Origin of the sequence: Psychroserpens luteolus (assembly GCF_021032705.1) — a bacterium.
Taxonomy (GTDB): Bacteria; Bacteroidota; Bacteroidia; order Flavobacteriales; family Flavobacteriaceae; genus Psychroserpens; species Psychroserpens luteolus.
This window is the reverse complement of the sequence record NZ_JAHVXI010000007.1, coordinates 91,293-112,444: the sequence shown is the minus strand read 5'-3', so window position 1 is coordinate 112,444 and position 21,152 is coordinate 91,293. Positions and strand designations below refer to the sequence as shown.

21 protein-coding genes are annotated in these 21,152 nt (G+C 34.2%); 18 read left to right on the top strand and 3 right to left on the bottom strand.

Going from position 1 to position 21,152, the window contains the following annotated elements:
• The first annotated feature begins 3 nt into the window (after positions 1–3).
• Both KWG70_RS16020 and KWG70_RS16015 read left to right on the top strand, forming a co-directional pair.
• Positions 4–1,101: an acyloxyacyl hydrolase gene (locus tag KWG70_RS16020; protein WP_230937051.1), complete on the top strand. Its 1,098-nt coding sequence runs from the start codon at positions 4–6 to the stop codon at positions 1,099–1,101.
• Positions 1,098–1,850: a head GIN domain-containing protein gene (locus tag KWG70_RS16015; protein ID WP_230937050.1), complete on the top strand. Its 753-nt coding sequence runs from the start codon at positions 1,098–1,100 to the stop codon at positions 1,848–1,850. The genes KWG70_RS16020 and KWG70_RS16015 overlap by 4 nt, the downstream gene beginning before the upstream one ends.
• Here KWG70_RS16015 and KWG70_RS16010 read toward each other — a convergent pair whose 3' ends face one another.
• Positions 1,851–2,057 carry a hypothetical protein gene (locus KWG70_RS16010; RefSeq protein WP_230937049.1) on the bottom strand — a complete coding sequence of 69 codons (207 nt, stop codon included), beginning with the start codon at positions 2,055–2,057 and terminating at the stop codon, positions 1,851–1,853.
• A 13-nt stretch (positions 2,058–2,070) separates the two neighbouring features.
• Positions 2,071–2,952 (bottom strand): gliding motility-associated ABC transporter ATP-binding subunit GldA, encoded by an 882-nt coding sequence (gldA, locus tag KWG70_RS16005; RefSeq protein WP_230937048.1) that lies wholly within the window; start codon positions 2,950–2,952, stop codon positions 2,071–2,073.
• A gap of 293 nt (positions 2,953–3,245) precedes the next feature.
• On the opposite strand from gldA, the gene KWG70_RS16000 reads away from it, so the two are divergent.
• From KWG70_RS16000 to rlmN, 15 genes are all read left to right on the top strand, one after another.
• On the top strand, positions 3,246–4,073 hold the full coding sequence (locus KWG70_RS16000; protein WP_230937047.1) for a prephenate dehydratase: 828 nt from the start codon (positions 3,246–3,248) through the stop codon (positions 4,071–4,073).
• Positions 4,070–5,215: a pyridoxal phosphate-dependent aminotransferase gene (locus tag KWG70_RS15995; protein ID WP_230937046.1), complete on the top strand. Its 1,146-nt coding sequence runs from the start codon at positions 4,070–4,072 to the stop codon at positions 5,213–5,215. The genes KWG70_RS16000 and KWG70_RS15995 overlap by 4 nt, the downstream gene beginning before the upstream one ends.
• A gap of 3 nt (positions 5,216–5,218) precedes the next feature.
• Positions 5,219–6,070: a prephenate dehydrogenase gene (locus KWG70_RS15990; RefSeq protein WP_230937045.1), complete on the top strand. Its 852-nt coding sequence runs from the start codon at positions 5,219–5,221 to the stop codon at positions 6,068–6,070.
• Between the two features lie 9 nt (positions 6,071–6,079).
• A complete protein-coding gene (locus KWG70_RS15985; RefSeq protein ID WP_230937044.1) occupies positions 6,080–7,162 on the top strand; it encodes a bifunctional 3-deoxy-7-phosphoheptulonate synthase/chorismate mutase type II in 1,083 nt (360 codons plus the stop codon).
• A gap of 132 nt (positions 7,163–7,294) precedes the next feature.
• Positions 7,295–7,951, top strand: coding sequence for a T9SS type A sorting domain-containing protein (locus KWG70_RS15980; RefSeq protein ID WP_230937043.1), 657 nt, complete (start codon positions 7,295–7,297; stop codon positions 7,949–7,951).
• A gap of 71 nt (positions 7,952–8,022) precedes the next feature.
• Complete coding sequence (gene rsgA, locus KWG70_RS15975; RefSeq protein WP_230937042.1) at positions 8,023–8,967, top strand: ribosome small subunit-dependent GTPase A; 945 nt, start codon at positions 8,023–8,025, stop codon at positions 8,965–8,967.
• Positions 8,960–9,271, top strand: a complete 312-nt coding sequence (locus KWG70_RS15970) for a hypothetical protein (protein ID WP_230937041.1) — start codon at positions 8,960–8,962, stop codon at positions 9,269–9,271. The genes rsgA and KWG70_RS15970 overlap by 8 nt, the downstream gene beginning before the upstream one ends.
• A gap of 20 nt (positions 9,272–9,291) precedes the next feature.
• The gene (gene dtd, locus KWG70_RS15965; RefSeq protein ID WP_230937040.1) at positions 9,292–9,744 is read left to right on the top strand and encodes a D-aminoacyl-tRNA deacylase; all 453 of its coding nucleotides are present in this window, start codon (positions 9,292–9,294) and stop codon (positions 9,742–9,744) included.
• Positions 9,744–10,271 (top strand): metal-dependent hydrolase, encoded by a 528-nt coding sequence (locus KWG70_RS15960; protein WP_230937039.1) that lies wholly within the window; start codon positions 9,744–9,746, stop codon positions 10,269–10,271. Before dtd ends, KWG70_RS15960 begins: the two co-directional genes overlap by 1 nt.
• Positions 10,272–10,357: 86 nt before the next feature.
• Positions 10,358–12,259 (top strand): DUF3857 domain-containing protein, encoded by a 1,902-nt coding sequence (locus KWG70_RS15955; protein ID WP_230937038.1) that lies wholly within the window; start codon positions 10,358–10,360, stop codon positions 12,257–12,259.
• Between the two features lie 16 nt (positions 12,260–12,275).
• On the top strand, positions 12,276–14,294 hold the full coding sequence (locus KWG70_RS15950; protein ID WP_230937037.1) for a DUF3857 and transglutaminase domain-containing protein: 2,019 nt from the start codon (positions 12,276–12,278) through the stop codon (positions 14,292–14,294).
• Position 14,295: 1 nt separating this feature from the next.
• Entirely contained in the window at positions 14,296–14,622 is a 327-nt protein-coding gene (locus tag KWG70_RS15945; protein ID WP_230937036.1) for a nucleotide pyrophosphohydrolase, read from the top strand.
• A 29-nt stretch (positions 14,623–14,651) separates the two neighbouring features.
• Entirely contained in the window at positions 14,652–15,878 is a 1,227-nt protein-coding gene (locus tag KWG70_RS15940; RefSeq protein WP_230937035.1) for a 3-phosphoshikimate 1-carboxyvinyltransferase, read from the top strand.
• 136 nt (positions 15,879–16,014) lie between these two features.
• Positions 16,015–17,064: a tRNA preQ1(34) S-adenosylmethionine ribosyltransferase-isomerase QueA gene (queA, locus tag KWG70_RS15935; protein WP_230937034.1), complete on the top strand. Its 1,050-nt coding sequence runs from the start codon at positions 16,015–16,017 to the stop codon at positions 17,062–17,064.
• A 206-nt stretch (positions 17,065–17,270) separates the two neighbouring features.
• Positions 17,271–18,311: a 23S rRNA (adenine(2503)-C(2))-methyltransferase RlmN gene (rlmN, locus tag KWG70_RS15930; RefSeq protein WP_230937033.1), complete on the top strand. Its 1,041-nt coding sequence runs from the start codon at positions 17,271–17,273 to the stop codon at positions 18,309–18,311.
• Between the two features lie 49 nt (positions 18,312–18,360).
• On the opposite strand, the gene KWG70_RS15925 is transcribed toward rlmN, so the two are convergent.
• Positions 18,361–20,013, bottom strand: a complete 1,653-nt coding sequence (locus KWG70_RS15925; RefSeq protein WP_230937032.1) for a T9SS-dependent choice-of-anchor J family protein — start codon at positions 20,011–20,013, stop codon at positions 18,361–18,363.
• 157 nt (positions 20,014–20,170) lie between these two features.
• On the opposite strand from KWG70_RS15925, the gene KWG70_RS15920 reads away from it, so the two are divergent.
• Complete coding sequence (locus KWG70_RS15920; protein ID WP_230937031.1) at positions 20,171–21,148, top strand: polyprenyl synthetase family protein; 978 nt, start codon at positions 20,171–20,173, stop codon at positions 21,146–21,148.
• The last annotated feature ends 4 nt before the right edge of the window (positions 21,149–21,152 follow it).

Genomic DNA, 21,152 nt, shown 5'->3' with positions numbered 1-21,152 from the left:
TGAATGAAGCGTTTTTTTAACTGCGTTTTTTGTTTGCTTTTTATAGCTGTATCTGCTCAAGAGGAAGACCCTAAGCTGTTTACTCTAGATATAAACACCTTCTACGGAACTATTCTGGAGCATAACCCAGATATTTCTCATTTGATTACAGATCATCCAACAGGGTTCATTTTAAGTTATAATAGAAAAACGTTCGGATTTAAAGATTGGGAAAGCCGATATAATTATCCAGATTGGGGATTTTCGTTTGTATACCAAGATATGAAAAACCGCTTTCTTGGTGAGAATTATGGATTATACGCTCACTATAATTTTTATTTTTTAAAACGGAACTTAAACTTTAGAATAGGTCAAGGAATAGCGTATACCACAAATCCGTACGACAAAGAAACCAACTTTATAAATAATGCATATGGTTCAGATTTAATGAGTACAACCTATGCCATGCTTAATTATAAAAAGGAGAATATCTTTAAAGGTTTTGGAGTTCAGGCTGGTATTTCTGTAATTCATTATTCTAATGCCAATTTTAGAGCACCAAACAATTCAACAAATACCTTTGTGTTTAATGTTGGAGCTAATTATCTGTTCGATTATGAAAAAAAACAGGACTACATCCCGTCTTCCGAAGAGAAAACATATAAAGAACCAATCAAATATAATATAGCCTTTAGAAGTGGTGTCAATGAAAGTGATATTATCAATATTGGGCAATATCCATTTTATATAGTCTCAGCTTATGCCGATAAGCGCTTAAACCGAAAAAGCGCCATACAAGTTGGAACTGATGTCTTTTTCTCTAAATTTTTAAAAGAGCTCATTTACTTCTATTCTGTAGCGTTTCCTGAACTAAATGTCAGTGGTGATGAAGATTGGAAACGTGTTGGTGTTTTTATTGGACACGAACTATTTATTAATAAAATGTCGTTTATTTCACAATTGGGTTATTACGTATATTATCCTTATGATTTTGAAGGACGTGTTTATAATAGGATTGGTTTAAAGCGTTATTTTGGAGATAAAATATTTGGAGCTATAACGTTAAAATCTCATGGAGCTAAGGCCGAGGCTGTTGAATTTGGAATAGGAATACGATTATGAAAAAACTAGTTTACATCGCATGCTTTATGCTTTTATTATTCTCTTGCAATGGTGAAAATGTACCTGATTGTTTTCAAAATACTGGTGATATTGTAGAGCAAGAATTTAATGTAGATACGTTTACTCAAATTACGATTTTTCCGCGTGTAGAGTTAATACTTACAGATGCGGCGACTCAAAAGGTAACTGTTCAAACTGGAGAGTATTTACTTAATGATATTGAGGTAAAAGTCATTAATGGCAGACTGGAGCTTCACAATAATAATGCCTGTAATTTAACTCGAGATTATGGCGTTACTAAAGTGTTTGTGAGTGCACCAAATATTACTCAAATTAGAAATGGATCTGGTTTGCCAGTTCGTAGCAACGGTGTATTGAGCTACACTAATTTAGAATTGATTTCTGAAGATTTTGAAGAAGAAGATGCTGTAAATACCGATGGTAACTTTATTTTAGAAATTGATTGCAACACATTTACAGTTATTGTAAATAACCTCTCAACATGTTTTATTTCAGGGGAAGTAGATACGGCCAACATACGATTTTTCTCTGGAGATGCTAGATTTGAAGGGCGTCATTTGATAGCCCAAGATGTTGATATATTTCAACGAAGTAGTAATGATATGATCATTAATGCACAACAATCGATAACTGGAGAAATACGAAGTACTGGTGATGTTATTCTGGTCAACACGCCTTTAGTTGTTGATGTAGAACAATTCTATACAGGGCAGCTTATTTTTGAGTAATTAAATTATACAATATATGAGCAAGAATAGGAGAAACATAAATCCGAAGAAGCCTAATATAGTATTCCATCGTTCTTCTAATATATCATTATATTTTCTTTTACCCAGATAAACAAACCATTTGATAGCAGCACCAATTGGTTTTAATAAATTTGGTATAAATTCTGCAAAGAATTGTGCAATGAGTTCTATCAAGAATTCGCCCATATTAATTATTCGATTAAGAGGTAAGCTCTCTAAACAAACTTTCTAAACTAGCATTTTTTTGATTAAGCTGAAGAATCTTCAATTCATTGTCATGTGCAAAATCAAATACATGAGAACGCATGTCATCTCCTGTTGCGAATGTGATTTCGTAAATAAAATCATGTGTGTTCTTAACATGTTTAGCATTTGGAAGTTTAAGTAAAAAAGCATCTTCTACACGATAGTCAAACTCTACGATAACGGTTTGCTCCTTGTCATCTCTTAACTCTTTTAATTTTTTATCGGCAACGATTTGTCCTTTATTTATGATAATCACACGATCACATATGGCTTCTACTTCCTGCATAATATGAGTAGATAAGAATACGGTTTTGTCTTTGCCAATATTTTTAATAAGATGTCTAATGTCTACCAATTGGTTTGGATCAAGACCTGTTGTTGGTTCATCTAAAATTAAAACCGACGGATCATGCAAAAGAGCATTGGCTAGACCTACTCGTTGTCTGTAACCTTTTGATAATTGTCCTATCTTTTTATGTGCTTCTGGAGTAAGACCAGTTAATTCAATGACATCATTAATTCTAGATTTTGGTGTTTTATAAATCCCAGCGTTAAAGGTCAAATATTCTTTAACGTACATGTCTAGGTACAATGGATTATGCTCTGGTAAATAACCTACGCTAGTTTGTACGTCTTTTTTATCAACTTCAACGTTAAAGCCACTTACTGTGGCAACACCTTCAGTCGCATTGATATAGGTGGTTAAGATTTTCATAAGTGTCGATTTTCCAGCGCCATTCGGACCTAAAAAACCTACAATTTCACCCGTGTTGACAGAAAAAGAAATACTGTCAAGTGCTTTTTGCTCACCGTAAACTTTAGAGATGTTTTTCAACTTCTATAGACATATACCAAAATTATTTAGTCAAAAATAGTAATTATAACCAATGGCTACCTTTAAATTATGAATTCTTTAAAACTGAAACGAAAAACTCAAAAATATGTTATAACAATTTTGATTTCTTAAAATAATAATTACATTAGCAACTCAATAACGCATGAACACTTTAAATTACACATATTATAACTGGTTTTATTTCTTTTTTAACGAAAAGAAAGAGACGTTATATGTATAATTTATTAAGAATAAATTTAATATGAGTCTCGATGAAAATCGGGACTTTTTTTATGATAAAATCAGTAGCCATACAAGGAATAAAAGGATCATTTCATCACATTGTATCACAGCAGTTTTTTAATCAATTGGTTGATGTTAATGAGTATTTGACGTTTGATAAAACAGTCGATAGTTTATTGACACGTACGAGTGATGCTGCAATTATGGCAATTGAAAATTCGATTGCAGGTTCGATCATTCCAAATTATGCCTTAATAGACACAAAAGGGTTACACATTGTTGGTGAGCATTATTTAGATATTCAACATCATTTAATGGCATTGCCAAACCAAACTATTAACGATATTGAAGAAGTATATTCGCATCCAATGGCACTGTTACAATGCAAAGAATTTTTTAAGCAATATCCACATATTAAGCTCATTGAAGATAAAGATACAGCTGAAGTAGCACAACGCATTCAGAAACATCAAATTAAAAACGTTGCAGCAATAGCATCTCAATTAGCAGCACGATTGTTTGAATTAAAGATTATTTCAGAAAGCATTCAAACCATTAAGCACAATGAAACACGATTTGTAGTTGTTAAGACAAAAAACTCTGAAATTTCTGAAGATGAAATCAACAAAGCCTCAGTTAAATTTGAATTAGACCATAAAAGAGGAAGTTTGGCGACTATTTTAAACGTATTAAGTGATTGTAAGTTAAATTTAACCAAGATACAATCACTCCCAAAAATTGAAACACCTTGGAAGTATGCTTTTTTTGTAGATTTAACTTTTGACTCTTATAAAGATTTCGAAAAAGCTAAGTCTGTAATGAACATAATGGCTCAAGAGTTTAAAGTATTGGGAGAATATAAAAATGCAAGACAATGATTCAGATTGCTAACCGATTACAAAACGTTGAAGAATATTACTTCTCAAAAAAATTAAGAGAAGTGAGGTTACTTAAATCTCAAGGGAAACCAATTATCAATTTAGGTATTGGTAGCCCAGATTTAAATCCGCCAGAGCGCGTACTCAATGCATTAGTGGAGACGTTTAATGAAGAAGGAGCACATAAATATCAAAGTTATCAAGGGATACCAGAATTAAGGGAGGCTATTGCCAATTTTTATAAAAGACACTTCAATGTACCGTTAAGTCCGTTGACCGAAATCCTTCCACTTATGGGAAGCAAAGAGGGGATTTTGCATATATCTATGGCCTTTTTAAATGAAGGCGATGAGGTATTGATTCCAAATCCAGGGTATCCAACATATCAATCGGTGACTAATTTGGTAGGAGCAACGCCTGTGCATTATGATCTTACCGAAGATAATAATTGGTTGCCAGATCTTATTGCTTTAGAAAAAAGAGGCCTTGAAAAGGTAAAACTCATGTGGGTGAATTATCCCCATATGCCAACTGGAGCTGTCGCTACAAATAAATTATTTGAAGATTTGATAACATTCGCAAAGCGAAATGATATTTTGATTGTTAATGATAATCCATACAGCTTTGTATTGAATAAATACCCAAGAAGTATTCTTAAATATAACGGAGCTTCTGAGGTGTGTTTGGAATTAAATTCACTAAGTAAAACCTTTAATATGGCAGGTTGGCGTGTAGGTATGTTGTTAGGGAAAAGTGAGTACATCAACGCTGTATTACGCGTAAAAAGTAACATGGATTCTGGAATGTTTTTAGGGATTCAAAAAGGCGCAATAGAAGCTTTAAACTGCTCTGATATTTGGTTTTTAAGTCTCAATAGTGTTTATGAGCAACGTAGAAAAATTGCATGGCAGATAGCCGAGGCACTTAATTGTACCTATGATAAAGGTTCGACAGGCTTATTTGTTTGGGCAAAATTGCCCGACTATTTAGATGCCGAAGAGTATATAGATTTAATACTGAAAGAGAGGTCTGTTTTTATTACACCAGGAACTATTTTTGGAAGTAATGGAAATGGATATATAAGAATTTCATTATGTGCGCCTCAAGATGAGTTGGAAGAAGCACTAGCAAGATTGACATAGCATATGAATAACATTTACATAATTGGTGTAGGATTAATTGGCGGGAGTTTGGCATTAGATATTAAATCTAATTACAACAAGGCAAGCGTTTTTGGAATTGATGCTAATAACGATCACTTACAGCAAGCTATTGCGCTCAATATTATTGAAGATGAAGCATCGTATGATGATTTGCATAATGCCGATATGGTAGTGCTCGCTATTCCAGTTGATAAGGCAGTTCTTGAGTTACCAAAAATATTAGATGTTATTTCAGATCAAACATTGGTGATTGATGTTGGTTCAACCAAGCTTCCTGTTTGTAAAGCTATTGAAGATCATAAAAGACGTCGTAATTTTTTGGCGACACATCCTATTGCCGGAACCGAATTTTCTGGACCTAAAGCAGCTATAAGAGATTTGTTTCAGAAGAAAACGAACATTATTTGTGAGGTTGAGAAAACCACATTTAAATTACAAGAGAAAGCTTTGCAGTTATTTTCAGACTTAGGTATGCGTATTCGATATATGAATCCGGAAGCTCATGACAAACATATTGCTTATGTGTCTCATTTATCGCACATCAGTTCATTTATGTTGGGTAAAACAGTCATAGAAAAAGAAAAGAACGAGCGCGATATTTTTGATATGGCTGGAAGTGGTTTTGAGAGTACTGTACGTTTGGCTAAAAGTTCTCCTGAAATGTGGACGCCAATTTTTAAACAAAATAGAGAGCATGTTATTGAAACATTAGAAGAATACATCGCCAATTTGAAACAATTTAAAGCGTTGATGGAAGCCGATGATTTTGATGAGATTTATAACGAAATGAAAAATACAAATCATATAAAAGAGATATTAAAAGGAATTGCTTAATAGAAAATTATGGAGAATAAGAAAGCGTTGAGAGCATGGTTAGATAAGTTCGGATTAGAACATCCGCTTGTTATTGCAGGACCATGTAGTGCCGAAACTGAGCAGCAGGTTTTAAAAATTGCGCACCAATTAAAAGATAGTGATGCTACAGTATTAAGAGCTGGTATCTGGAAACCTCGAACACGTCCTGGAAATTTTGAAGGCGTAGGTGCATTGGGTTTGAAATGGCTACAAAAGGCAAAAGAGGAAACAGGCATGATGATCACAACCGAAGTTGCTAATGCACATCATGTTGATTTAGCCTTAAAGCACGATGTTGATATTTTATGGATTGGCGCTCGTACCACTGTGAGTCCGTTTATTGTGCAAGACATCGCAGATGCTTTAAAAGGAACCGATAAAACAGTATTGATTAAAAATCCTGTAAATCCAGATTTGGCATTGTGGTTAGGTGCTGTAGAACGGTTTCATACGGCAGATGTAAAAAATCTAGGTGTCATCCACAGAGGCTTTTCAACTTATGAAAAAACACGTTACAGAAATAATCCAGAATGGCAAATTGCAGTTGACCTTCAAAACCGTTTTCCTGATTTACCTTTAATTTTGGATCCATCACACATTGCTGGTCGTCGAGATATTATTTTCGATCTCTGTCAAACAGCCCTTGATCTTAATTATGATGGCTTAATGATAGAAACGCATTACGATCCAGATAAAGCTTGGAGTGATGCTGCTCAACAGATTACACCAGATACATTAATCAAGTATACCGAAGATTTACGTATTAGAAAGGAAACAGATAATGAAGCAGAATTCAAGAATGCATTGAATACGCTTCGTACAAAGATTGATGTGATAGATCATCAATTAATTGAAATGTTAGGCAAACGTATGATCGTTGCAGATGGTATTGGAGAGTTAAAGAAGTCTAGAAACGTTGCTGTTTTACAAACCAAACGTTGGAATGAAATTCTTGGTAAAATGATCCTGCAAGGCGAAGAGAAGAACTTGAGCGAAGAATTTATCTTACGCGTGTTTAAAGCCATTCACCAAGAATCTATCAATCACCAAGAAAAGATTATTAACGGATAAACTTAAAAGCCTCAAACATATTGAGGCTTTTTTTTGCACGTTTACTAATCAAAATGTAGTGTTCACTCATTATCGGTTTCAGTTGATTTCTATTTCAATTAGGTTTGATGTATCAACCAAATAAATTGAATCATGAAACAGATAGTACTAGCATTGACAACATTTTTAAGCTTGTCTTCTTTTGCACAAACAACCATTAAAGGAACCATTTCAGATGGAAACGACGACGTCCCATTTTCAAACATTATGATTAAGCATTCAAGCAAAGGTGTTTTAGCAGATGAAAAAGGACGCTTTAGTATTGAGGCAAAATCAACTGATACATTGCAAATATCAAATTTAGGATATCGCACACAAGAGATTGTTGTTGGCAAGCAAAAGAAATTGAATATTACTCTAAAAGATTATGAGGAATTGGCAGAAGTTGTCGTAGTTGCTTATGCGCCACATTATTGTAGTAAATCTTACATCTGTGGAGAACGTTACAGATGCAGTTCAGTAGGAGTTTTGATTAAGCCTAGGTACATTAAAGATAAAGAACAAAACGAAATAATGTTGTATCCAAACCCATCAAAAGATGGTATATTCAATATCAAATCCAATGATGACTTTTCTGATGTAAAAGTAGTTGTAGCCGATCTCACAGGTCGAATTATTTTAAGTTCAACATATAAAAACCTCGACTCCAATGTGAGTGTCGATTTATCAAATCAACCTTCAGGTATTTATATTATCAATTTACAATCCAACGGAAAAACGATAGCTTCAAAAAAAGCAATACGGGTTTAGTCGACAAAAGACTGACAAGCGTCAGTCTTTTTTTATTGGTTTAAAGGCTAATTATTAGCATCTTTGTTGTAATGACAGGAATTGTTTATAAATCAACTGGAAGCTGGTACACCGTTAAAACCGATTTGGGTGCTACATACCTATGTAGAATTAAAGGAAAGTTTCGTCTTAAAGGCATTAAAAGTACCAATCCGATTGCGGTTGGTGATCATGTCGATTTCGAATTAGAAACCAATAACGATGAAACTACAGGCGTGATTCATAACATTCATGATCGTGTCAATTATATTGTTCGTAAATCTGTTAACCTGTCTAAGCAAACGCATATTATTGCTTCAAATGTAGATCAGGTATTTTTACTAATTACGATTGATAATCCACCAACATTTACCAGTTTTATTGATCGATTTTTGGTCACAGCCGAAGCGTATTCAGTAAAAACAATTCTGTTGTTTAATAAGATTGATACCTATAATGAAGAGACGCTAGATGAGGTACGCTATCTGGCTCATGTGTATCGAAAGATTGGTTATGAATGTATTGGAATTTCAGCAGAAACAGGAAAGAATGTCGACAAAGTAAAATCACTTATGGTTGGTAAAGTGAGTATGTTTGCAGGTCATTCAGGTGTTGGGAAATCAACATTGGTTAACGCTATAGAACCTGGTTTAGATCTCAAAACTAAATCCATTTCAACCCAACACAGTCAAGGACAGCATACCACAACATTTGCCGAAATGTTTGATTTGAGCTTTGATGCTAAAATTATTGATACACCAGGAATTAAAGGCTTTGGTGTCGTAGACATGGATAAAGAAGAAGTAGGTGATTATTTCCCAGAATTCTTTGAACTCAAGCAAGACTGTAAGTTTAATAATTGTTTGCATATCGAAGAACCCAAATGTGCTGTGAAAGATGCATTAGATAAAGATGAAGTCGCCTATTCCAGATATAGAAGTTATCTCCAAATTTTAGAAGGCGAAGAGGAACATTACCGAACCGATAATTATGAATAAAAAGTCTGCTGTTATTATTTTGAGCTTAATATTATGGTCTTGTACGATTGTTGACAAATCAATTTTTTTAACCATTGAGACAACCTCCAATCCAGATGCTATAACAATTGATGGGAAAGCTGCTGAAATATCAGATATTATTCCTGCCGTTCAAAGCAAAACAAAGCACTTAGACTCTGTTCAAAGGTCTCAGTTTTATATCAAATTAAAGATTGATGAAGACACTACAATGGGAATCGTTTCAGATATAAAATATGAGTTAAGAAAAGCCAATGCACTTAATTTACAATTTATCATAAACTAAGAAAACGAAGTAAAAGAGTAATGAAAGCAGTCATCCAGCGCGTATCTCAAGCTTCAGTCACCATTGATGGGCAAAAAGTGGCCAATATCCAATCGGGTTTACTTATTCTTCTAGGGATAGTCAATGACGATACACAAGAAGATATTAAATGGCTATCTAACAAAATTACCAATCTCCGAATTTTTTCAGATGATAATGGTGTCATGAATAAGTCAATACTTCAAATTGATGGAGAGGCTATCGTTGTAAGCCAATTTACGCTTCATGCCAGTACCAAAAAAGGCAATAGACCTAGCTATATTTATGCCGCTAAGCCAGATATTGCTGTTCCGTTATATGAAGCTTTTGTAAAACAATTAGAAAGCGATTTGGGTAAAGTGGTTCAGACAGGCGAGTTTGGCGCAGATATGAAAGTAGAACTACTTAATGATGGTCCTGTGACTATAATTATTGATACAAAAAACAAAACATAATGGCATCGGTTTTTGGTCATGGATTGGTAGCCTATACTACAGCAAAAGTTTTAGATTCAAAATCTAATACATTATTGGTATTTCTAGCTATTGGTTCTGCAATACTTCCAGATTTGGACGTGCTATCTTTTAGATTTGGCATAGATTATATGCATCCATTAGGGCATCGAGGGTTTACACATTCTATTGTGTTTGCATTGACTTGGAGCGTTTTACTAGCTGTTATCTTCGGAAAAACAAGAAAACTAATCTTCGCTATAGTTATTTTTTTATCGACCATATCTCATGGAATATTAGATGCTATGACTACGGGAGGAAGAGGCGTTGGATTTTTTATTCCTTTTGAAAATTCCAGACATTTTTTTCCATATAGAGTGATTGAAGTATCGCCATTAGGTATTGAACGGTTTTTTTCAGAATGGGGTCTTCGTGTTATTGTTAGTGAATTTAAATATATAGGCATTCCATGTTGTATTATTTTAATTACGTTATATGTGTTTAAAAAGAGAAAAAAGTCTATATTGTAGTTGTGTAATTGCTTTTCCGTTTTTTACACATTTTGTTAAAGTAAAACAATTATATTTGAATTAGCTATTAATAAAAACTCTAAAGAATGCCCTTCAAAATTTTAGTGATGTTATTCTTAACATCACTGTCTTCAATGTCGTTTGCCCAAGAGGCCGACTTATATAAATCATCAACGATTCCATTTGAATTAAAAATCAAATCAAATGCGGTCATCAGGTATGACAAAACAGATATTGAAGTCAAGGCTTACAATAAATTTATATACAAAAGAAAACGTATTGTCACAGTATTTAATGAAGGCGGAATAAGACATCAGGGAACTGTAGAGTCTTACGATAAACGCATAAAAATTAAAACATTAGAAGCTAGGATATATGATAAAAACGGGAATGAAATCAAAAAGTTCAAGGAAAAGGACTTTGAAGATGTTAGTGCCGTAAGTGGAGGTACATTATATTCTGATAGTCGAGTGAAGTATCTGGAATATACACCAATTAGTTATCCATATACAGTATCTTATGAAGTAGAAGTTGAGTATACGAGTACAGCATTTTTTCCTAGTTGGAGTCCCATAAACGGATTTTATGTCAGTGCTCAGAATTCAGAATATAAAATCACTAATAACTCGGGTGTTGAGTTGAAAACTAAAGCCATCAACCTTGAAAATTATAATATCGAAAAGCATAGTGACCATCATTACACAGCCAAAAATTTAACGTCCTTAAAGCCTGAAGCGTATAGTCCTTCTTTTAGGACATTTGCTCCCGTTTTGAGAGTTGCATTAACCGAATTTGAAATGGAAGGTGTACGAGGTATTAATAACAACTGGCAAGATTTTGGGAAATGGATGCATGACGAACTTTTATCGGGAACAGAAGCCCTACCAGATGCTGTAAAAACTGAAATAAAAGCACTCACAAAAAATGCAACTTCTGATATTGAAAAAGCTAGAATTGTATACAACTATATGCAAGAAAAAACACGCTATATAAGTGTTCAAGTAGGTATTGGTGGTTGGAAACCTATGTTGGCAGAAGATGTTGAGCGCTTGGGTTATGCCGATTGCAAAGGATTATCAAACTATACCAAAGCATTACTAAAAGAAGTAGGTGTCGAAGCACATTATGCAGTGATTTATGGTGATGAAGATTTGGTGAGTATAGATAAAGAATTTTCGGCTACCGAAGGAAATCATGTTGTATTATGCGTTCCTAATGAAGAGAAAGATATTTGGTTAGAATGTACAAGTCAAACCAATCCGTTTGGTTTTATTGCAAGCTTTACAGATGATCGAGACGCTTTATTAATTACACCAGAAGGTGGTAAAATAGTACACACCACAACATATAAAACAGAAGATAACCTACAGTTGACTAATGCAGATGTTAACCTTATGATAAACGGAGAAATTTCTGGAAGCGTTACCATAAAAACTTATGGTTATCAATATGCAAAGCATGAAGGTATTCAAAAAAGACCTTTGCGAGAACAAGAATTATATTTTAAAGAGTATTGGGATTATATCAATAATCTTTCGGTAGAAAATATAGAGTTTAATAACGATAAAGATCATGTTGAGTTTACAGAAAAAGTAAATGTATCTTCATCTAGTTTTGTTACCAAAACTGGAAAACGTCTATTGTTTCAACCTAATGCTTTTAACAGAATTAAAAGTATTCCAACGCGCTACGAAAACAGAACTTTAGATTTTGAAATTGAAAGAGGCTATAAAGATGTGGATGAGTTTGTTATTAAAATAGCTCCAGATCTTAAGGTTGAAGCTATGCCAAATCCAATAGAAATAGTCAACAAATTTGGGACTTACAAGTTCTCTATTGAAAAACGCTCAGAACATGAATTGGTCTATAAACGAACACACATTTTAAATAAAGGCTATTATCCTAAAGAAGAGTACGACGATTTCCGCTCTTTTATGTCAACTATTGTGAAGTATGATAAAACTAAAGTTGTACTAACTACTAACTAAATCAATATACCTAACTATGAAACAACTATTAATACTAATTCTGCTTGTAGCAGTTACGATGTCTAGTAAGGCTCAAAATTACAAATTTGGAAAAGTGTCTAAAGAAGAATTAGCTCAAAAGCAACATCCAATAGATTCGAGCGCTAGCGCTGCTGTATTATATAAGAATGAAAATATTTATTTCGAGTTTACTGATGAAAGAGGTTTTGTACAACGACGACAAATACATGAACGCATCAAAATATATAATAAAGATGGCTTTGACTTTGCTACCGAGAAGATTTTCTTGTACCAAGCTGGGGCAGGAAGTAAAGAGAAATTGACAGGATTAAAGGGGTATACTTATAATCTTGTAAACGGAAAGATTGAAAAAGACAAACTAAAAAAAGAGGGTATTTTTGAAGAAGATGCCACTGATTTTATAGAGATTAATACTATTACAATGCCTAATGTTAATGAAGGTTGTGTCATTGAATTCACCTATGATGTAATTTCTCCATTTTTGACTATAGATGATATTGTATTTCAATATAATATTCCCGTTGATAAATTGGATTTGAGAATAGCAAGCCCAGAATATTATGTCTATAATAAGAAAGTGAATCCAAGAGCATTTTATTATCCGAATATCAAAAGTACTGTTGAAAACAAATCGGCTACCTATAAAAGAACAGTTCAAAACAATCAGGCATCTAGAAGTGTTAAAAATTATTCGAGCGGTACATTTGAATATAAAGTCAATGTGCTTTCGGCTAACGAAACAAATATTCCGTCATTAAAAGGAGAGGCCTACGCAGGTAATATGAATAATTATAGAGCTAAAATGAGTTTAGAACTGTCGGCAATTTTAAACAATTATGGCGCTGTAGAAAAATCATTTTCATCTAATTGGGAAAATGTGTCAAAATCCATATATGACGAGTCCGATTTTGGAAATCAGCTTAATAGATCTGGCTTTTTTAAAGAAGATATACAATCACTTGTTGCCTCTGTTAATGATGATTTTCAAAAAGGTTTTGCCTTGCAAACCTTTGTAAAATCTAAGGTAAAGTGGAATGGATTATATGGTTTTAGAGCACAAAAAGGTATACGTAAAGCATATAAAGAAGGTGAAGGTAATGTAGCAGACATCAACCTTTTATTGATTGCAATGTTGCGCTCCCAAGGCGTGAATGCTAACCCAGTATTGGTAAGTACAAAAAATAACGGTATTCCTTTGTTTCCTACACGTAAAGGTTTTAATTATGTGATTTGTATGGTGGAGAATCAAGATAGTTATGCCTTATTTGATGCTACCGAAATGTATAGTATGGTTAATGTATTGCCGCAACGTGCATTAAATTGGCAAGGCCGTGTAATAAAAGATGATGGAACTTCAGGTTGGGTATCTTTAAGACCATCAGGAAAATCAACAGAATCTACATCATTAAACGTAAAAATCAATGAAGATTTTACTATTAACGGAAAAGTAAGACGCAACATTTCAGATCATTTGGCTTTATCTTATAGAAAGAGTAACACCGGAATTAGTACAGATGAACACAGAAAACGTCTTGAAAAAAACAAAGGTGATATCGAGGTTTCTAATATCGACTATAAAAATGATACGGATATTACTCAGCCCATAAGATTGTCGTATGATTATACGCTAAGCGACGGGATAGATGATATCGGCGGAAATTTATATTTTTCACCAATGTTTTTTATGGCAACAAAAGAGAGTCCGTTTAAATTAGAAGAGCGACAATATCCAATCGATTTTAGCTTTCCATTTGAAGATAAGTATGTTATCAATATTATGATTCCAGATGGGTATCAAGTTGAATCCTTACCAGAAAATGGAGCGTATGAGTTTAAAGATAATGATGCTAAGTTTACATATATCATTAAAGAAAGTGGTAAATTTCTTCAATTAAATATTTCTTTGGAGATGAATGCGTCTTTTATAAATTCTGACGATTATAAAGTGTTCAAAGATTTTTATGAAAAGATTGTTGAAAAGCAATCGGAACAAGTCGTACTTAAAAAAGTGTAACATGAATATTAAAAATGCTCAACTGGATGTTGATAATTGGATTAAAACACATGGCGTAAGATATTTTGACGAGCTCACTAATATGGCGCAACTTACTGAAGAGGTTGGCGAAGTGGCTAGAATAATTGCGAGACGTTATGGTGAGCAGAGTGAAAAAGAAAGTGATAAAGATAAGGACTTAGGAGAGGAATTAGCAGACGTAGTTTTTGTAGTTTTGTGTCTAGCAAATCAAACAGGAATAGATCTGCAAAGTGCTTTCGATAAAAAAATGGATAAAAAAGCCAAACGAGATCACGATAGACATCACAATAACGACAAACTAAAATAAACCATTCCTGCGCAAGCAGGAATTTTTTTATGACACTACAGCTTTACAAATCTCAAATCGGAAACATATCCGAAATTATAGTCACGGGCTCTAAAAGCGAATCCAATAGATTACTATTATTACAGGCACTCTACCCAGAATTAAGCATAGAGAATATTTCAAATTCTGATGATTCCAAAGTCATGCAAAAGGCCTTGATATCTGTAGATGATGTGATCGATGTACATCATGCAGGAACTGCAATGCGTTTTCTTACGGCTTACTTTGCCCAACAAATAGGTAGAGAGGTGGTACTCACTGGTTCAGACCGAATGAAAGAGCGACCTATCGAAATATTAGTGGATGCTTTAAACCAATTAGGTGCTCAAATTACATACCTCGAAGCACATGGTTGTCCACCACTGAAAATTAAAGGGACTTATCTAGTAAAAGATAAAGTAACATTAAAGGCTAATGTGAGTAGTCAATATATTTCTGCATTATTACTTATTGCTTCAAGTTTGGAAAACGGACTAGAATTGACCTTAGAAGGAAAAATCACGTCTATTCCTTATATCAATATGACATTAGATTTGCTCAATCAAGTGGGAGTCAAAACAACATTTGAAAATCAAGTTATCAAGGTAGAACCTAAGCATTCAAACCTATCATGTGATCTTTTAGTAGTGGAGTCAGATTGGTCTTCGGCGTCTTATTTTTATAGCATTATTGCATTGAGTCCTTTAGGGACAGAGATTAAATTGTCATCCTATAAACAAGACTCGTTACAAGGCGATTCTGTGTTAGCAGAAATTTATAAAACATTTGGTGTAGACACTGTATTTGGAGATCATACCATCACTTTAAAAAAAGTAGAGATCATTCAAGAAAAAGCTGTAGAATTTCAACTAAATAACGCTCCAGACATAGCTCAAACAATTGCTGTAACCTGCCTCGGATTAGGTGTAAATTGTCATCTTTCAGGATTGCATACACTTAAAATAAAAGAAACCGATCGGTTGGTAGCACTTCAAAATGAACTAGAAAAGTTAAATGCTAAAGTTGATATTTCCGAAGATGCACTTGATCTCTATATACCTTCATTGATTAAAAACAATGTCACTATCGCAACCTATAATGATCATAGAATGGCTATGGCTTTTGCCCCTTTGGCCTTAAAAACTAATTTAAATATCGAAGATCACATGGTAGTTTCTAAATCGTATCCAACGTTTTGGGACGATTTAAAAACGCTCGGATTTAAATTTTCCAAATAAATACAGCGTTTTACTTGACAACCCCTATCTTGAGATTGTATATTTGCAACTTGTAAAAAAATAAGACTCTTGAAGTCAGCAAAAGATAATGCTGAAACTATCGCGAGACTTATCAAAATAAATAAAACAATAGCACATGAAATTATCACACTTCAATTTTGACCTTCCAGAAGAATTATTAGCAGAGCGTCCTTCAGACATAAGAGACGAATCTAGATTAATGGTTTTGGATAGAAAAAATCAAACAATCGAACATAAACTATTTAAGGATATCATCGATTATTTTGACGAAGGAGATGTGATGATCTTAAATAACACCAAAGTATTTCCAGCACGTTTATATGGCAACAAAGAAAAAACTGGTGCTAGAATTGAAGTCTTCTTATTAAGAGAATTAAATGAAGAACAACGTCTTTGGGATGTGTTGGTAGATCCAGCTCGTAAGATTAGAATTGGTAATAAACTTTACTTTGGTGATGACGAAACATTAGTTGCCGAAGTTATTGATAACACAACGTCAAGAGGTAGAACTTTACGTTTCTTATATGATGGGTCTTACAGTGAATTTAGAAGAAAGCTTACAGAGCTTGGAGAAACACCACTTCCTAAGTACATCAAAAGAGATGTAGAGCCAGAAGATGAAGAGCGTTACCAAACTATTTTTGCTAAAAATGAAGGTGCTGTAGCAGCTCCAACAGCAGGTTTACACTTTTCGAAACATTTGCTTAAACGTTTAGAAATTAAAGGTATTGAGTTGCCTGAAGTAACATTGCATGTTGGATTAGGAACCTTCAATCCAGTTGAGGTGGAAGATCTTTCTAAGCATAAAATGGACAGCGAAGAAATTTATATTACTAAACCAGCTACAGATATTATCAATAGAGGAATTGCAGAAAAAAGGCGTGTATGTGCAGTTGGTACGACAGCTATGCGAGCCATTGAAAGTTCGGTGTCATCTAGTGGTACACTTAATGAGTTTTCGGGATGGACCAACAAATTTATTTTTCCACCTTACGACTTTAGTATTGCCAACAGTATGATTACTAATTTCCATACACCTAAGTCAACATTATTGATGATGGTATCTGCGTTTGCAGGTCACGATTTTATGAAAAAAGCTTATGAAGAAGCTGTTAAAGAGAAGTACCGTTTTTACACCTATGGTGATGCGATGCTCATTATTTAATAGCACAATATGATACTATTTAAAGCCTTATGTTTTCATGAGGCTTTTTATTTGGGCATTCCCAAAAGGGTCGTGCTCTCAGCTATATCTTTTGCCAAAAAGAGGCAAAAGGATGCCGCTTCCATCACTAATGCGAGTTAAGGCACTATAAAATCATAAATCGAATATCGAATATCGTTATTCCTTTCATTACTTTTGCACCAGAAATGGAAATTAAAAAAAGAGACATACGCGCATTAACGAAGGAGCAACTTCGGGATTTTTTCGTAAGAGAAGGCGATAAGGCATTCCGAGGAAACCAAGTTTATGAATGGTTATGGAGTAAAGGTGCTCATGCTTTTGAGGATATGACTAATATCTCTAAAGAGACACGTCAAAAACTCGAAACCCATTTTGTAATCAATCATATTAAGGTAGACCAAATGCAAAAAAGTGCCGATGGTACTATAAAAAATGCAGTACGTTTACACGACGGTCTAATTGTAGAGTCGGTTTTAATACCAGCAAAAAATAGAACAACAGCTTGTGTGTCAAGCCAAGTAGGTTGTAGTTTAGATTGTAAATTTTGTGCTACTGCACGATTAAAACGTATGCGTAATCTAAATCCAGATGAGATCTATGATCAAGTTGTGGCAATCGACAAAGAAAGCCGATTGTATCACAATAGACCTTTGAGTAATATTGTGTTTATGGGAATGGGAGAGCCACTCATGAATTATAAAAACGTACTCAAGGCTATTGATAAGATTACATCTCCAGAAGGTTTGGGAATGTCACCAAAACGCATCGTAGTATCAACGTCAGGCGTGCCTAAAATGATCAAGAAAATGGCCGATGATGAGGTGAAATTTAAACTGGCAGTGTCATTGCATTCAGCTATTAATGAAACCCGAACATCAATAATGCCTTTTAATGCTACATTTCCGTTGGAGGACTTGAGGGAAGCATTAGAGTATTGGTATGCCAAAACAAAAAATAGAATCACTTATGAATATGTGGTTTGGGATGGTATAAACGATTCTAAAAAAGATGTGGATGCTCTTATTAAATTTTGCAAATTCGCACCTAGCAAGGTCAATTTAATCGAATATAATCCTATAGATGATGGCGAGTTTCAGCAGGCTGATTCCAAAGCTATAGACATGTATGTATCTATGCTGGAAGCTCATAATATTACAGTTACAGTAAGGCGTTCCCGTGGAAAGGACATTGATGCTGCATGTGGTCAACTCGCAAATAAAACATAAAAAAAGAGCTACAATTTGCAGCTCTTTTTGTTTGATGTTGAATCTATATTTATTGTTTAACGATTTTAAATGTTTTACTACTACCATTAATGGTTACAGTAGCTAGATAAACACCATCTGTTAAACGAGACATGTCAACTACCTCACGATTTTGAGATAATTCTCTCGACACAACCTTTTGACCTAAGATACTATATAACTCCATGCTGTCAAGTGGTAAACTTGTAGATTCAAGAGTTAATTGATCTGTGTCTTTATTGTAGATGTAACTAAAATTGTTTCTGTCAAATTCATCAACACTTAATGTTTCTACGATATTGTAGTTAAACAATAATAAGAATCCACTATTTGCTGGAGACGTTGTACGGAATGCCACATGGAATGTTCCATCTGCAGTAGCATCAAAATCTTGAACGATATTTGTAGCCATGTTTTCCAATTCTGCAAAAGCACCAGTTTGTACAATACCAGTATTAGTGTAAAGTGTAGCCAGAACGTTTGCTGATGATGTAGGACCGTCTAAAATAAGAACCTCTAAACTTTCATTGGCATTGTTAGTTGCTGTATTTGCTCCGTTAAATGAGAAGTCAACTGTATAAGTCGCATCCATTGTCATAGGAAATGCTGGAGAAACTAGCCAATCATCTTTAGGGTTAAGTCCGTTTGATCCATTAGTAGCAAACGTTTCATCAGTTAAATCACCATCTAAGTCTAATGCCTGTTGTATCCATGCTGTACCATTAGCATCTATATCTTCAACACCATAGCAAGAATTAAATGAGCTTTCACTAACAAAGTTCTCATCAAGTGGTAATACAATTGTAGAACAATCAAATAAGGTTGTAAATGCTACTGGTCCAACCCAATCACTATCACCTTCGGCACCACCACAATTTGTTCTGATGAAGAAATTGTATGTTGTTTCAGGCATTAAGCCAGGAAATGTATACGACGTTGATGTTAAGCCAGTTACTGATGTTCCTGTGCCTTGTGTAAATCCATCTGCTCCCCATTCTATTTCCCAGTTTGGCGTACCAGCATTGGTATCCATCCAAGTAACTTCATACGTTGTAGCAGTTACAGTTCCAGCAGTAAAATCTGTTGGTACAACACACGAAGGTGTTACCGAAACTTCAACATTATCTACTAGTAATACAAATTGATCGGTAGAATTGTTTCTAAAAGCGATGTATACATTTTGTCCTGTATAGGCAGAAAGATCAACTTGTCTTGATTGATATGCTGCATCTTCAGCCACAATAGAAAACAATAATTCGGTAAAATCTGTTGCCGTATTCGTTCCAGACGTTGATAACCTAACTTCGTATCCATCAGGAAAACCGTCATCTTGCGCCTTTGCATCCCAATATAATGTGGCATCAGAGGTTAAATTAATTTGAGGCGTAATTAGCCAGTCATCAGAAGTACCTGCAGGTGTATACCAAGAAGTGCTGGCTACAGCAAAATCTCCAGCAGGACCACCATAGTTAGGGCCACCTGAACCACTCGCATCCTTGTCAACTTCTATCCAAGCGGCTGTAAACTCACTTACAGCAGCATTAGGTGTTTGTCCATCGACATCAGTTACAGTCCAACCTGCGATACCTGGACCTGAGCCATCAAAGTCATCTTCAAAAAGAATTTGAGAATAACTCAAATGAGTGCATAAACATAATAACAGTAATAAAGTAATTTTTTTCATAAAGTTCGGATTTTTAATTAATTAACTATTAAATATACAAAATAAAGTTATAGCCTATTTCTGACATTTAAATTTTAACGAATTATTACCAGTATTTAATTTCAATACCTACTTTATTAGTAATTTTGTAAAACACAGATAAGAATAGCCACTCTAATTGAAGATTACCGAACAAATAAAACAACCCATTACATATGAAATGGAACTTTTTGAACAAAAGTTTCTACTTTCTATGTCGAGTAAAGTGGCCTTGTTAAATCGAATTACGCATTACATTGTTAACCGAAAAGGAAAACAAATGCGTCCCATGTTTGTATTTTTAGTAGCAAAAATGGTTGATAATGGTCAGGTAAGTGAACGTACATACAGAGGAGCTTCGGTTATAGAACTTATTCATACAGCCACCTTGGTTCATGATGATGTGGTCGATGATAGTAATCGTAGACGTGGTTTTTTCTCCATTAATGCCCTATGGAAAAATAAAATAGCCGTACTCATTGGAGATTACCTATTATCTAAAGGTCTATTGTTGTCTATTGATAATAATGATTTCGATTTGCTTAAAATTATTTCGGTTGCCGTTAGAGAAATGAGCGAAGGAGAATTACTTCAGATTGAAAAGGCAAGGCAATTAGATATCACCGAAGAAGTCTACTACGATATTATCAGACAAAAAACAGCAACATTGATTGCTGCTTGCTGCAGTTTGGGAGCCGCCTCGGTAAAACCCAATTCAGATCATGTGGAGTCTATGAGAAAATTTGGAGAACTTATCGGTATGGCATTTCAAATAAAGGATGATTTATTTGATTATGGTGAAGAAGCTATAGGAAAGCCAACAGGGATTGACATTAAAGAACAAAAAATGACGTTGCCACTTATTCATGTACTCAATAATTGCTCGAAGAAAGAAAAGTCTTGGCTCATCAATTCAATTAAAAACCACAATAAAGATAAAAAGAGAGTTAAAGAGGTTATTGCTTTTGTGAAAACGAATAACGGACTCGAATATGCCGTTAATAAAATGAAAGAGTTCCAAGCTGAAGCCTTACAAATCTTAAAATCATACCCTGAATCTGAGTATAAAACTGCACTTGAGTTGATGGTAAACTATGTTATTGATAGGAAAAAATAAATTT